The organism is Oceaniradius stylonematis, from assembly GCF_003149475.2.
Taxonomy (GTDB): domain Bacteria; phylum Pseudomonadota; class Alphaproteobacteria; order Rhizobiales; family Rhizobiaceae; genus Roseitalea; species Roseitalea stylonematis.
Genome location: NZ_QFWV02000006.1, coordinates 132,552 through 146,170, shown reverse-complemented (window position 1 = coordinate 146,170; position 13,619 = coordinate 132,552). Strand labels below are relative to the sequence as shown.

Sequence of the window (13,619 nt, the reverse complement as noted above, 5' to 3'; positions counted from 1 at the left end):
GATTCGGCAGTTCGAGTGGGCGTGTCGCGTTTCAGGAACAATCGGCAAGAATCCGTCGGGGGCCGGCAGTGTCGAGCTGTCGGAGGGAGAGCACGTGGCAGTCAGCGAGACCAGCAAGGCAGAACCGGGGGGCATGACCGGCCTCGCGCGGTTTCTCGCTGAACCGGCCTTTCAGCGCCTCCTCGCGCTCGAACCATGGCTGAAGCGCTCGATCCCGGTCCTGATCCTCGTCTTCCTTGCGATTGTCTTCAGCGCCCGCGCGATGGCTCTGATGAACGACCGCGAACAGGCAGGCCAGTCGGCCCGGATCATGCTGTCGCTGCTGGCCGACACCGGCGCCGCTGCGGTGCGCGAAGCCGAGCGTAACGGGTTTGCGCCACATGGCGCGGCCGATTTCGACCGCATCCTGTCGCGCGCCTTGCCGGCCGAGGCACTCTCCACCGGCCGCATGTTCATCGTCGCGGACGCCGGCGGCACGGTGATCAGCCAGCGCGGCGGAACGACCGACATGATCGGCGACCGTCTTGCGAGTCGGCTCGACGGGGTGCAGCCGCTGACGATGTTCGGTCAGGATGCAGGCGTGCAGACTGTCATGCTCGGCGACAAGCCTTGCCTCGCCGCCGCGTCGAAAGTCTCGGACGCCGACGGTTTCGTCATCCTCGCCCTGCAGCCGACCGGCGCGATCTACACGCCGTGGCGGCAGCGCGCTTCGATGAACGTGGCGCTTTTCGTCGCCATGTCGTCGATCCTTCTCATCCTGCTCTATGCCTATTTCGGGCAGGTGGCGCGTGCACACGAGGCCGACCAGGTCTATTGCGAAACCCACAAGCGCATGGATCTGGCGCTGTCGCGCGGCCATTGCGGCCTGTGGGATTGGGATCTGGCGCGCGGCCGCATCTACTGGTCGCGATCCATGTTCGATCTTCTGGGCTATGCGCCCGTCAACGACGTCCTGTCGTTTGGCGAGGTGTCCAAGCTCGTGCACCCCGAGGATGCGGACCTGTTCGATCTCGCCGAACGGGCCGCGGCGATGGAGATCAAGGGCGTCGATCGCATCCTGCGCATGCGGCACGCCGAAGGCCATTATGTACGCCTGCGCATCCGCACCGAACTGGCCGAACATCCCGGCCATGGCAATCATCTGATCGGCATCGCCGTCGACATGACCGAGCAGCACCGCCTGACGGAACTGTCGCAGATCGCCAGCCAGAACCTGAAGGCCGCCATCGAGAGCACATCGGAGAGCTTCGCTCTGTGGGACAAGCAGGACAGGCTCGTCCTTTGCAACCGAAAGTTCATGGAAATCAACGGACTGGGCGAGGGCTCGATCCGCACCGGCATGAAGCGGGCGGAAATCCGGGCGCTGATGCGCGAGCCGGTGACCGAGCGGCGCATTCCGCAGGCGGGCGACGGCGCCGTAACGCTCGAACGCCAGATCGAGGACGGACGCTGGCTGCAGATCAACGAGCGGCCGACCCCGGCCGGTGGGACAATTTCGGTCGGTGCGGACATCACCCAGCTCAAGCTGCAGGAAGAACGACTGACCGATTCCGAGCGACGGCTGATGGCAACCATTCAGGACCTGTCGATCGCCCGCCAGGCCGAGCAGGAAAAGGCGCACGCGCTCGAGGAGATCAACCACAAGTTCCTCGACGCCAAGGACCGGGCGGAAGCGGCCAATCAGGCCAAGACCGAGTTCCTGGCCAATGTCAGCCACGAATTGCGCACGCCGCTCAACGCGATCATCGGCTTTTCGGAGATGATGCAGCAACGCATGTTCGGTCCGCTGGGTTCGGAACGGTATGACGAATACATCGCCGACATCCACGACAGCGGCGCGTTCCTGCTCAACGTCATCGACGACATTCTGGAAATGTCGAAGATTGAGGCGGGCCGTGTCATTCTCGACCGGCAGGACACCGATCTGGCGCCGCTGATCGGCGAGGTCGTGCAGATGGTGTCACTGCAGGCCAAGGCGAAGTCGATCACGATCGAGGAAGGCGTGGCGCCGGCAATGCACATCCATGCCGACCGGCGGGCAATGAAGCAGATTCTGATCAATCTTCTGACCAATGCGGTCAAGTTCACCGATCAGGACGGCAGCATCCGCATTCGGGCGAAAGTCGACGGCGCAAGGGCACGGATTCTCATTGCCGACGATGGCTGCGGCATTCCGCCCGATGCGCTCAAGCGGCTGGGGCGGCCGTTCGAGCAGGTCGCCAACCAGTTCTCCAAGAACCATGGCGGGTCAGGCCTTGGCCTGGCGATCTCCAAGTCGCTGGTCGAGCTGCATGGCGGCACGGTGACCATCCGGTCGCGGCCGGGTCACGGGACGATCGTTGTGGTCCGTCTGCCGGTCGATGAAGACGGGCAACCGGACGCGCACGATGCCGCGCCCGGTCAGGCCTGATCCGCCGATCAGTTGCCGCGGCGCTTGCCGCCGGCAAAGCGGCGCGGCAGTTCGTCTTCGGTAATGACGCCCGAATCGTCGCGATCCATCAGCGCGAACATCTTTTCCTGGCGGTTGACGATCTCGTCGGCCGAGACGCGCTCGTCGCCGTCAATGTCGAACCGTTCGATCATGTGGCTGGCGCGACGCTCGGCGCGGCGGCTTTCAAGCGCCTCTTCCAGTTCGGTGGCACTGATCGTCCCGTCGCCGTCGGCATCGGCTTCGTTGAAGCGCTCCATCATCGGGCGGGAGAACTCCGCAAACGTGACCGAACCGTCGCTGTCGGCGTCGAGCCGCTCGAAGCGCATTTCACCGCGTTTGCCGCCGCGATCGTCAGCAAGGGCGATACCTGCCCCGGTGACGGTCACCACGGCTGCGAGAAGGGCAATGTTGATTTTTCTGAAGAGAGTCATTGACGTATACCTTTGCATCGTTCGTCATCCCGCGATGCAAGGCCGCCGGCATGCTTCCCGTCACGCCTCCGGCACCGGTTCACCGATCACGTCGTGGAAAATGGCTTCCACCCGCTCGCGATGGCTTTTCAGACGCGCCTCGACATGGCCGATCGCCGGCACATGGAACTTCGAGCACAGGGCCTCCACGAGACCACGGGGTGCCTGTTCGGGGTCGAAGGCCTCGGACGTGCACAGCCGCAGCATGTGGCCGACCGTTGCGTAATCATGGGCGGCGGACACCAGATCCTCTCTTTGCCGCCCGCCGATCACCGCATCGTCAAGCACACTGAAAATAGCGGTCGCGCGGGCGCCCTTCAAATTAAGCTTTGGTAAGGCCGTCAGCCGCCAGTACTGGGCCAGAAAATCGATGTCGGTGATGCCGCCGGAGACGCGTTTGAGGTCCCATTCGCCGCGCGGCGGCTTGTCCCGCAAAAGCCTTGCGCGCATGGCAAGAACGTCCGCGCGAACCGCGTCGGCATCGCTCGGAAGGGCCAGGATGGCGTGCAACTCCTCTTGGACCCGCGCACTCAACCCCTCGTCTCCCGTCACGACGCGGGCGCGCGTCAGTGCCATATGCTCCCACGTCCAGGCCTCGGATCGCTGATAGTGCGAGAACGCACGCAGCGAGGTGGCCAGAGGTCCCTTGTTGCCCGACGGCCGCAGCCGGAAGTCGACCTCATAGAGGACGCCTTCGCTGGTCGGGGCGGAAAGGGCCGCAATCAGGCGCTGGGTGAGCCGGGCGTAGTACTGCGTCGGCGCGAGTTCCTTGTCGCCGTCGCTGGCGTCGATCCCCTCGGGATGGTCGTAGAGCAGGATGAGATCGACATCGCTGCCGGCCGTCATCTCGTGGGACCCCAGCCGGCCGAGCGCCAGAACGCAGCACTCGCCGCCCGGTACATGACCGTGCCGCCGCGCCACTTCGCGGCGTGCCGCATCCAACGCTTCGGCGATGGCGAGATCGGCGATGTTGGTCAGCGCCTCGCCCATCTGCTCGGCTTTGGCCGCACCGGTCAAAAATCGTACGCCGACAAGGAAGCGTTGCTCGGCGGCGAAGATGCGCAGCCGGTCGAGGCGGTCCTCATAGTGCCGGGCGTCGCCGAGGAAGTCGCCGAGGCTCGAAGCCAGCTCCTCGCGGTCGGGCAAGCCCTCGTAAAAGGCGGGGTCCAGCATGCCGTCGAACACCAGCGGGCGCTTGGTGATGATTTCCGACAGCCGCGGGGCCGCCGACAGGATGGTCAACAGCAGCGACAGAAGGTGGCGGTTGGAATGCAGCATCGAGAAGAGTTGAATGCCCGTGGGAAGCCCCTTGAGAAACGCGTCAAAACGCAACAACGCGTCATCCGGCTGGCCGGTGGCGGCGAAGGCCTCCAGCAGGGCGGGCGTGATCCCGGTCAGCCGCTCGCGCGCCTTTTGCGACTGGACCGCGCCATAGCGGCCGAAATGCCAGCTTCTGATCACCGACCACATGTCCGCCGGGCGGGTGAAGCCGAGCTGCGACAGGGTCGTGAGCGTGTCCGGATCGGGGTCTTCGCCGGTGAAGGAAAGATTGCCCGCCGCCGCAGCCAGCGTTTCGCCTTCCTGGAATAGATCGCCGAAATGGCGCTCGACGGTCACCAGACGCTCGCGCAGCGCAAGACGGAATGCGTCGGTCTCCTCAAAGCCCATCAGGGCGGCGACCGCAGCCATGCCCTCATGGATGACAGGCAACGTGTGGGTCTGCTCGTCGCCGATCATCTGGACGACATGCTCGACGCGGCGCAGGAAGCGATAGGCATCGGTCAGCTCATCGCGCGCGTCGGCGGTGATCCAGCCATCATCGGCAAAGCGCCGCAGCATTTCGAGCGTGCGCCGGTCGCGCAGGTGCGGCGCGCGGCCGCCGGCGATCAGTTGCTGGGTCTGGACGAAAAACTCGATCTCGCGGATGCCGCCGCGTCCGAGCTTGACGTTATGGCCCTCGATGGCGATGGCGCCGTGGCCCTTGTGAGCATGGATCTGGCGCTTGATCGACTGGACATCGGCGATAGCCGCATAATCGAGATATTTGCGCCAGATGAAGGGAGTGAGCTGGGCAAGGAACGCCTCGCCCGCAGCCCTGTCGCCGGCGACGGGCCGCGCCTTGATCAGCGCCGCGCGCTCCCAGTTCTGGCCTCTGCCCTCATAATAGGTGAGCGCGGCATCGACGGAGATGGCCAGCGGCATCGCGCCGGGATCGGGCCGCAGACGCAAGTCCGTCCGGAAGACGTAGCCGTCGCCGGTGCGTTCCTGCATGATGCGGATCAGCCGCCGCAGCATCTTGGAGAGATTGGCTCCGGCCTCATAGGGATCGACCCAGGTCAGACCCTCGGGCTCATGCTCGAAGAAGACGATCAGATCGATGTCGGAGGAATAGTTGAGTTCGCCGGCGCCCAACTTGCCCATGCCGAGCACGATCACGCCCGAGCCCCTGCCCGGATCGCCTGGGTCGGCCAGTTCCAGCTTGTTCTGGCGGGCCAGATCGCGAAGCAGCCAATTGAGCGCCGCGTTCAGCGCCGCCTCGGCAAGCGCAGACAGATGGCCGGTCGTCTGCTCGACCGTATGCACACCGCAAAGGTCGCCGAGCGCGATCAGAAGGTGTGCCCGGCTCTTCAGATCACGCAACTGGCGCGAGAGCTCCTGTTCGGACAGGTCCGGCGGCGATGCCGACCGGGCGAGTTCATCGAGCGCGGCGACCGTTTCGCCGATCGCCTTGTCGAGCCGGTACGGATCGAGCGCGTCCAGCGTCGCGGCGTTCCGCGCCATGGCGGCGGCGAGAAACGGCGCGTGGCTGGCCGTGGCAACCAGAAATCCGCCCCACGGATCGTCGCCTTCGAGCGCGCCGCGCAGTTTGTCCGCGCCGGCGCGTTCGGCCGCTTCGATCAGCGATCGGCGGCACGTGTCGGCCACCGCATCGTCGACGATCGCGATGGTGCGCGGGTGGTTCTCGTCAGTCTGGTTTTCCGGTGCCGTCGACACGCGCTTCTCCGGTCATTGACGGCACACACCTAACGCGTCCGGGCAGCGAGGCAAAGCGGTCGTCAGATGGCGTGTGTCAGCCCGAAGCGGGAAAGGACAGGACGGCACAGAGGCCAGGCCCATTGTCCTCGAGCCGCAAGGCGCCGCCATGCTGGCGCATGATTGCATCGACCAGAGACAGACCGAGCCCCGAGCCGGGTTCGGTGCGGCTCTCGTCGAGCCGCTCGAAACGGCGCACGGCGCGTTCGCGGTCGTCCGGCGCAATTCCCTTGCCGCCGTCACAGACCAGCAGTTCGACCCGGCCGGCGGCCTTGTCCGCCCGCCCCTTCAGGACGACGGTTCCGCCCGCTTCGGTCAGCCCATACTTGATCGCGTTGTCGAGAAGGTTGGTCACCGCCTGGCCGACCAGTTCGCGGCTGCCCGCGGCGACCAGCGGACCGGTGACGGTGTTTTCGAGATGCCCGCCCGCATCCTCGACCAGCGGCTCGTAGAGTTCGGCCAATTCGTCGGCGACAGCGGCGAGATCGACCGGTTCGGGTGCGAATTTGGTGTAGCCGGCCTCGACGCGCGAGATCTGCAGCATGGCATTGAAGACACGGATCAGCTGGTCCGCCTCGCCGATCATGTCCTCAAGCGCATCGCGATAGCCGGTCTCGGTCGGCTTCTTGCGCAGCGCGTCCTCGGCACGGTTGCGCAGCCGGGTGAGCGGCGTCTTCAGATCATGGGCGATCGAATCGGACACCTCGCGCAGTCCGTCATTGAGCGTCTCGATCCGTCCCAGCATCGCGTTGAGGCTGCCAGCGAGGCGGTCGAACTCGTCATTTGCGCGCGAGACCGGCAGCCTTCGGCTGAGATCGCCGGCCACGATGCCGGCACTGGCTGCCGACACGGCATCGATGCGCTTTAACGCACGGCGCCCGATAAAGAACCAGATCAGGAAGCCGCCCAGCGCCATCAGGCTGAGAGCGAACATCAGGGAGCGCTGGACGATGACGCGAAACCGTTCGGGCTCACCCAGATCGCGGCCGACCAAAACGCTCATGCCGTTATCGAAACGGAAGATATTGGCGATGGCGTGCGGGCTGCGGTCCTCGTCTGCGCGTGCGCGGAACTTTTCATAGGCAAACGGGCGCGGGGTCCAGCCCTGATTGCCCAAAACACCCGGTTCGAGCGACCGCACATTGCCGGCGAGGATGCGGCCGGTCTGGTCGGCCACCAGATAGACGAAGGCGCCCGGCGCGCGCGAGCGCCGGTCGATCGCGACGACGAGCCCGCGCATGCCGCCGCGCTGGTAGACCCGGTCGAGACTGCGGACCTCCTGCTCGATCGCCTGCCGCGTCTCGCTCATGAAGAAGCCTGCGGCGAGCGACGTCATGTAGAAGATCAGGACAATCGCGCAGACACTGAACAGCAGCAGATAGAGCGCCGAAAGGCGCACCGCCGTGGTCTGGAAAACGGCGCCAAAGCGCCGGCGGGTGCGCACCTCGGACATCAGTCGCGCATGACGTAGCCCGCACCGCGCACCGTGTGCAGCAGCGGCTTGTCAAAACCCTTCTCGATCTTGCTGCGCAGCCGCGAGACGTGCACGTCGATCACATTGGTCTGGGGGTCGAAATGATAGTCCCAGACATGTTCGAGCAGCATCGTGCGGGTTACCACGCGACCGGCATTGCGCATGAGATATTCGAGCAGGCGGAATTCGCGCGGTTGCAGGGTGATTTCCTGACCGGCACGCGACACGCGGCGCGACAAGCGGTCGAGTTCGAGATCGGCCACCTTGTAGCCGGTGTCGCCGTCGCCATTCTGCGAGCGTCTCTGCAACACTTCAAGACGGGCCAGCAGCTCGGAGAAGGCGTAGGGCTTGGTCAGATAATCATCACCGCCGGCGCGCAGACCCGTGACCCGGTCGTCGACCTCGCCCAAGGCGGACAGGATCAGCGCGGGCGTGCGGTCTTCTTCGGTGCGCAATTGCGAGACGATCGACAAGCCGTCGCGTTTCGGCAGCATCCGGTCGACGATCAGCGCATCATAGGCACCGCCATTGGCCATGGCGTATCCATCGTCGCCGTCATGGGCGACATCGGCGGTATGGCCGGCCTCGGTCAGCGCTTTCTTCAGATAGGATGCGGCCTGCCGGTCGTCCTCGATGATCAGCACTTTCATGGGCTGGGTCTTAGCAGGCACGGCGTAATCCTAAAAGGGCGGCGGCGGGCGCGAGGGGGGAAGGCCCGCCGCCGTTTGACCCGTCCGGAGGGGATGACATGGAGGGCCCGGACAGGAACTGGTTGACCGGTCAGCCGCGGGGCAGCGGCACGGCGACGAACCGGCTGGCGTCTTCGCCTTCAAGGCGCAGAAGCGCGGCCGCGCGGCCGCGTTCGGCGATTTCAGCGACGCGCTGCTCGATGTCGGCAGCCGATGCCACTGGCTGGTTGTTGACCTCACGGATGATGTCACCGGGGCGGATGCCGGACTGGAAGGCCGGGCTGTCGGGCTCGACGGAGGTGATCAGCACGCCTTCGCCGTCATCGGCCGGCACCACCGTCAGGCCGAGATCGTCCATCGAGGACGGCTCGACCTCGTCGGGCGTTGTGTCTGAGCGGGCGGCGGCGAAGGTCTGGAGCGAAGGCAGTTCGCCCAGTTCGACCGCCAAGTCGCGGCTGTCGCCGTTGCGCTGGACGGTGATCGTCACCTCGGTGCCCGGATCGAAGCCGGCAATGGCGCGCGACAGATCGCGCGGCCCGTCGATGGCATCGCCATTGACCGCGGTGATTACGTCACCGGCACGGATACCGGCGCGATCAGCCGGCGCGCCTTCTTCGGGATCGGCGACGATGGCGCCCGACGCGTCGGCCAGACCGAGCGACTCTGCGATCTCGTCGGTCACCGGCTGAATGCGCACACCGAGCCAGCCGCGCTCGACATCGCCATCCTCCATCAGTTCGGCAACCACGTCGCTTGCGACCGAGGCAGGCACGGCAAACGCTATGCCGACGTTGCCGCCCGACGGCGAAAAGATCGCCGTGTTAACGCCGACCACTTCGCCGGCAAGATTGAAGGTCGGCCCGCCGGAGTTGCCGCGGTTGACGGCCGCATCGATCTGCAGGAAGTCGTCATAGGGGCCGGCGCCGATGTCGCGGCCGCGAGCGGAGACAATTCCCGCGGTGACCGTGCCGCCAAGGCCGAACGGATTGCCGACCGCGACCACCCAGTCGCCAACGCGCGTCGCATTGTCGTCGCCAAAGGTGACATAGGTGAAGTCGCGGTCGTCATCGACCTTCAGGACGGCCAGATCCGTGCGCGGATCGGCGCCGATCAGTTCGGCGTCCAGCTCGGTGCCGTCATTCATGATGACGGTGAACTCTTCGCCGTTTTCAATGACGTGATTGTTGGTGACGATGAAACCGTCGCCGGAGATGAAGAAACCCGAACCCTGGCTGACAGGACGGGCGCGGCGCGGGCGTTCGGGCTGGCGCTCGCCGAACCGGCGGTTCTCGAAATCGCGGCCACCGAATTCGCGGTCGAAGAACCGGCGGAAGGGATGGCTTTCGGGCAGGTCCTCGAAGGGGCTGCCGCGATAGTCGAAACCGCGCGGCGAACGGTCGGACACATTGTCGATGCGGCTGCGCACGCGCACCGAGACGACGGCCGGCGAGACGGCATCGACCACATCTGCAAAACCGGGCGCGGCGACGGGTGCCTCCAGCCGAACGGCCTCGGCATAAGCGGGGTTTGCGAACTGGGCGGTGCCGTATCCGGCAAAGCCGGCGCCAACAACGGCAGCAGCGACGATGACGGTGGCAAAACGGGACTTCTTCATCGGTTTTCCATCCTCTTGAATTCCAGCATGGCGCGACGGCGCCTTGGGACCCAATCTAGGAAGCCGAAGATTGCGCAAACATGTCCGTCAGATGAAAAATCGGTAAGGTTGGGTCACGGGCGTGTGAGCACCGTGTCGGCGGACGGGATGTCAGCCCCGCCCCGCCTCCACCCTGGTCACGACCGTCGCGTTGCCTTCCAGCGTCTTGTGCACCGGGCATTTGTTGGCGATTTCCTCAAGCTTACCGGCCAGTTCTTCCGGGACGTTGCCATCGACCGTGATCACCCGCTCGAACCGGTCGATCTTGCCGCCATTGGCGCGCGATTCCTCGGTGCAATCGGCGCAATCGTCGGCATGCACCTTGGCGTGACTGACATCGACGGTCACGGTGCCCAGATCGAGCTTCTTGAAGCTGGCATACATGCGCAGCGTCATCGACGTGCAGGCGCCGAGTGCGGCCGACAGGAAATCGTAAGGGGTTGGCCCGGTGTCGGTACCGCCCACGGATGGCGGCTCGTCGGCGAAGAAGCGGTGCGTGCCGGCCTGGACAATGTTCTGGAATTTGCTGGCGCGGGTTTCGGTGACGCGGACATGCTCGATCGCCTCGATGCCCTGAGGCTCGTCCCTGGGAAGAAGGCGCGACGCCCAACCGGCAATGACTTCGGCGGCGAACTCCGCGTCGTCCGCGCCCGACAGCAGATGGTCGGCCTTGTCCAGAGACACGAAACTTTTTGGGTGTTTGGCCGCCGTGAAGATGCGCGTGGCATTGTCGATGCCGACCGTCTCGTCGATCGGCGAATGCATGACAAGCAGCGACGCGCGCAGCGTGGCGATCCGGTCGGTCAGGGCGGTTTCGCGCGCGGCATCGACAAACCCCTTGCCGATGCGGAACTTGCGCCCGGCCAGCGTGACCTCGGCGGACCCTTCGCGCTCGATTTCCTCGATGCTGGCTTCGAAATTGTGAAGGACATGTTCGGCATCGGCCGGGGCGCCGATGGTCACCACGCCCTTGACCTCGGGAATGTCGCCCGCCGCGGCCAGAACGGCCGCGCCGCCAAGCGAATGGCCGATCAACAGCATGGGCGCTTCGCCGCTTTCGCGCAGATGATCGGCGGCGGCGATGAGGTCGTCCACGTTGGAAACAAAGGAGGTGTTGGCGAACTCGCCTTCGGAGGAGCCGAGGCCGGTGAAGTCGAAGCGCAACACCGCCACCCCGAGCCGCGCCAGGTTGGCCGCGATGCGGCGGGCGGCGACGATGTCCTTGGTGCAGGTGAAGCAGTGGGCGAACAGAGCGTTGCCGCGCACCGGCCCCTCGGGTCTGTCGAACCGCGCGGCAAGCATGTGCCCGTCACGGGACCTAAAGGTGCGTTTTTCGACAGGCATGGCGACTTCCCCTCATGGTTGGGGACTACCTAGCCGTCGTTGCGCTCACCTTCATCTAAAATCTTTGCGACACGGGCTCGTTCCTCGGCGGTCAGCGCCTCACCGGCGCGTGACCGGCTGTGCCGGCGCCCGAACAGGAAGGCGGCGGTGCCGCCCAGCAGCAACATGATGATCGGCGTGCCCCAAAGGAGCGCGTTGCGGGCCGAAAAGGTCGGCCGGAGCAGAACGAACTCGCCATAGCGATCGACCACATAGGCGACCACCTCGTCGTTGGTGTCGCCGGCGACGAGACGGTCGCGGACCAGAACCCGCAGATCGCGCGCCAACTCGGCGTCGGAATCATCGATCGACTGGTTCTGACAGACCATGCAGCGCAGGCCGGCCGAGATATCGCGTGCGCGGTCCTCAAGCGCCGGATCGTCGAGGATCTCGTCGGGATTGACGGCATGGGCCGGCGCCGCGCCCAAGGCCGCGATCAGCGCGAGCGTTGCAACAAGACGCCTCATTCGGCCGGCTCCGCCCTTGCGGCGGCCAACGCCTCTTGACGCCTGCGGCGGGCGGCAACCGGTGCACCGATCCGAAGGCGCCGGTCGGAAAGAGAGATAAGGCCCGCAGCGACCATGACGACCGTGCCGTACCAGATCAGCGTCACCCACGGTTTCCACCAGATGCGCACCACGATGTCCTCGGACCCTTCGACGGCATCGCCCAGCGCCAGATAATACTGGCTGAACAGGCCGACAGTCTGAATGCCCGCTTCGGTCGTCGGCATCCGGCTTGCGACATAGACACGCTTTTCCGGCTCGACCGTTCCGATCACGCGGCCGTCGCGGCTGATCGTGAAGATGCCCTTGTCATAGGTGAAATTGGGACCCTTGCCCGGCGTCAGCGAATTGAACTCGACATCATACCCGGCAAAGCTCGTCGTCTCGCCCGGCGTCATGCGCAGCACGGTCTCGTCCTCGAGCGTGGTCACGCCGACAATGCCGAGCGTCGTGATACCGAGCCCGGCATGTGCGAGCGCGGTTCCCCAACTGGCGCGCGGCAGGCCCTTGAGGCGTGCCCAGCCGGTCGACCAGCCATTCTTGACGAACCCGGCCTTCTGCCAGACATCGGCGAACGAGCCGACAATCAGCCAGAAGGCGAGCGCGTAGGCAAAGGCGGACAGGACCGGCGCGTCATAGATCAGCCATGCGATGGCGAGCGCGGCCACCAGGGATATGGCGGCGGTCAGCCAGAGCCGTTCGGCGGCGGCGGCCAGATTGCCGCGCTTCCATGCCAGAAGCGGTCCGAACGGCACGGCCATCAGGAGCGGGATCATCAAGGGGATAAAGGTGTAGTTGAAATAGGGCGCGCCGACCGAGATCTTCTCGCCGGAGACCGCTTCCACCAGAAGCGGATAGAGCGTGCCGACAAGCACGGTCGCGGTCGCCGTCGTCAGGAAGAGGTTGTTGAGAACCAGCGCCCCTTCGCGGCTGACGGGATGGAACATGCCGCCATTGCGCAGGGTTCCGGCGCGCAGCGCGAACAGGATCAGCGATCCTCCGATGAAGAAGACCAGAATCATCAGGATGAACAGGCCGCGCTGAGGATCGGTGGCGAACGAATGCACCGAGGTCAGAACGCCCGAGCGGACGAGGAACGTGCCGAGAAGGGAGAAGGAAAAGGCGAGGATGGCGAGCAGGATGGTCCAGACCTTCATCGCCTCGCGCTTTTCCATCACCAGCGCGGAATGGAGCAGCGCGGTGCCGATCAGCCACGGCATGAAGGAGGCGTTTTCGACCGGATCCCAGAACCACCAGCCGCCCCAGCCCAGTTCGTAATAGGCCCAGTAGGAGCCCATCGAAATGCCTGCGGTCAGGAACACCCAGGACACAAGCGTCCACGGCCGCACCCAGCGCGCCCAGGCCGCGTCGATGCGGCCTTCGATCAACGCCGCAACGGCAAAGGAGAAGCAGATGGAAAAGCCGACATATCCGAGATAAAGGAGCGGCGGATGGATCGCCAGGCCAATGTCCTGAAGGATCGGGTTGAGATCGCGCCCTTCGAGCGGCGGCGGCGACAGACGCTCGAACGGGTTGGACGTCAACAGGATGAACAGCGCGAAAGCGACCGTCACCGAGCCCTGCACGGAGAGCACCGCCGCCTTGAGGCGCGAGGGAAGATTGCCGCCGAAGAAGGCGACCAGCGCGCCGAACAGCGCCAGCGTCAGTATCCACAGGAGCATCGAGCCTTCGTGATTGCCCCAGACGCCGGTTATCTTGAAAAGCAACGGTTTGTCGGAGAACGAGTTGGCCCAGACGTTGCGAACCGAGAAGTCGGACGTAACATAGGCCCAGGTCAGCGCTGCAAACGAGACCGCGACGACGAGGAAGGTGGCCACCGTCAGCGACGGCGCGACGGCAAGCATGCGCGCATTGTTGGTGCGCAGGCCGATCATCGGCACGATCATCTGAGCCAGCGACAGCGCCAGTCCCAGAACGAGCGCGTAATGGCCCAGTTCGACGATCATGTCCGTCACTCC

The 13,619-nt window shown here is 65.2% G+C and carries 9 protein-coding genes; 1 reads left to right on the top strand and 8 read right to left on the bottom strand.

Annotated elements, in window-relative coordinates; genetic code table 11:
* Positions 1–94: 94 nt before the first annotated feature.
* Positions 95–2,410 carry a PAS domain-containing sensor histidine kinase gene (locus DEM25_RS10715; RefSeq protein ID WP_245412869.1) on the top strand — a complete coding sequence of 772 codons (2,316 nt, stop codon included), beginning with the start codon at positions 95–97 and terminating at the stop codon, positions 2,408–2,410.
* Positions 2,411–2,418: 8 nt separating this feature from the next.
* On the opposite strand, the gene DEM25_RS10710 is transcribed toward DEM25_RS10715, so the two are convergent.
* The 8 genes from DEM25_RS10710 to DEM25_RS10675 form a co-directional block, all read right to left on the bottom strand.
* Complete coding sequence (locus DEM25_RS10710; protein WP_245412868.1) at positions 2,419–2,862, bottom strand: EF-hand domain-containing protein; 444 nt, start codon at positions 2,860–2,862, stop codon at positions 2,419–2,421.
* A gap of 60 nt (positions 2,863–2,922) precedes the next feature.
* Positions 2,923–5,895: a bifunctional [glutamine synthetase] adenylyltransferase/[glutamine synthetase]-adenylyl-L-tyrosine phosphorylase gene (locus DEM25_RS10705; RefSeq protein WP_109767275.1), complete on the bottom strand. Its 2,973-nt coding sequence runs from the start codon at positions 5,893–5,895 to the stop codon at positions 2,923–2,925.
* Between the two features lie 76 nt (positions 5,896–5,971).
* The gene (locus DEM25_RS10700) at positions 5,972–7,387 is read right to left on the bottom strand and encodes a sensor histidine kinase (RefSeq protein WP_109767276.1); all 1,416 of its coding nucleotides are present in this window, start codon (positions 7,385–7,387) and stop codon (positions 5,972–5,974) included.
* A complete protein-coding gene (locus DEM25_RS10695) occupies positions 7,387–8,058 on the bottom strand; it encodes a response regulator transcription factor (protein ID WP_109767277.1) in 672 nt (223 codons plus the stop codon). The genes DEM25_RS10700 and DEM25_RS10695 overlap by 1 nt, the downstream gene beginning before the upstream one ends.
* 130 nt (positions 8,059–8,188) lie before the next feature.
* Entirely contained in the window at positions 8,189–9,712 is a 1,524-nt protein-coding gene (locus DEM25_RS10690) for a Do family serine endopeptidase (protein ID WP_109767278.1), read from the bottom strand.
* Positions 9,713–9,862: 150 nt separating this feature from the next.
* Positions 9,863–11,095, bottom strand: coding sequence for a bifunctional alpha/beta hydrolase/OsmC family protein (locus DEM25_RS10685; protein ID WP_109767279.1), 1,233 nt, complete (start codon positions 11,093–11,095; stop codon positions 9,863–9,865).
* Positions 11,096–11,124: 29 nt separating this feature from the next.
* Entirely contained in the window at positions 11,125–11,601 is a 477-nt protein-coding gene (locus DEM25_RS10680; RefSeq protein ID WP_109767280.1) for a cytochrome c-type biogenesis protein, read from the bottom strand.
* Positions 11,598–13,607, bottom strand: coding sequence for a heme lyase CcmF/NrfE family subunit (locus tag DEM25_RS10675; RefSeq protein WP_109767281.1), 2,010 nt, complete (start codon positions 13,605–13,607; stop codon positions 11,598–11,600). The genes DEM25_RS10680 and DEM25_RS10675 overlap by 4 nt, the downstream gene beginning before the upstream one ends.
* Positions 13,608–13,619: the final 12 nt, after the last annotated feature.

Excerpts from the sequence above, each read along its gene's own strand:
- DEM25_RS10680 (WP_109767280.1), bottom strand. The coding sequence starts at position 11,601 with ATGAGGCGTCTTGTTGCAACGCTCGCGCTGATCGCGGCCTTGGGCGCG.
- DEM25_RS10700 (WP_109767276.1), bottom strand. The coding sequence starts at position 7,387 with ATGTCCGAGGTGCGCACCCGCCGGCGCTTTGGCGCCGTTTTCCAGACC.
- DEM25_RS10690 (WP_109767278.1), bottom strand. The coding sequence starts at position 9,712 with ATGAAGAAGTCCCGTTTTGCCACCGTCATCGTCGCTGCTGCCGTTGTT.
- DEM25_RS10675 (WP_109767281.1), bottom strand. The coding sequence starts at position 13,607 with ATGATCGTCGAACTGGGCCATTACGCGCTCGTTCTGGGACTGGCGCTG.
- DEM25_RS10710 (WP_245412868.1), bottom strand. The coding sequence starts at position 2,862 with ATGACTCTCTTCAGAAAAATCAACATTGCCCTTCTCGCAGCCGTGGTG.
- DEM25_RS10695 (WP_109767277.1), bottom strand. The coding sequence starts at position 8,058 with ATGAAAGTGCTGATCATCGAGGACGACCGGCAGGCCGCATCCTATCTG.
- DEM25_RS10685 (WP_109767279.1), bottom strand. The coding sequence starts at position 11,095 with ATGCCTGTCGAAAAACGCACCTTTAGGTCCCGTGACGGGCACATGCTT.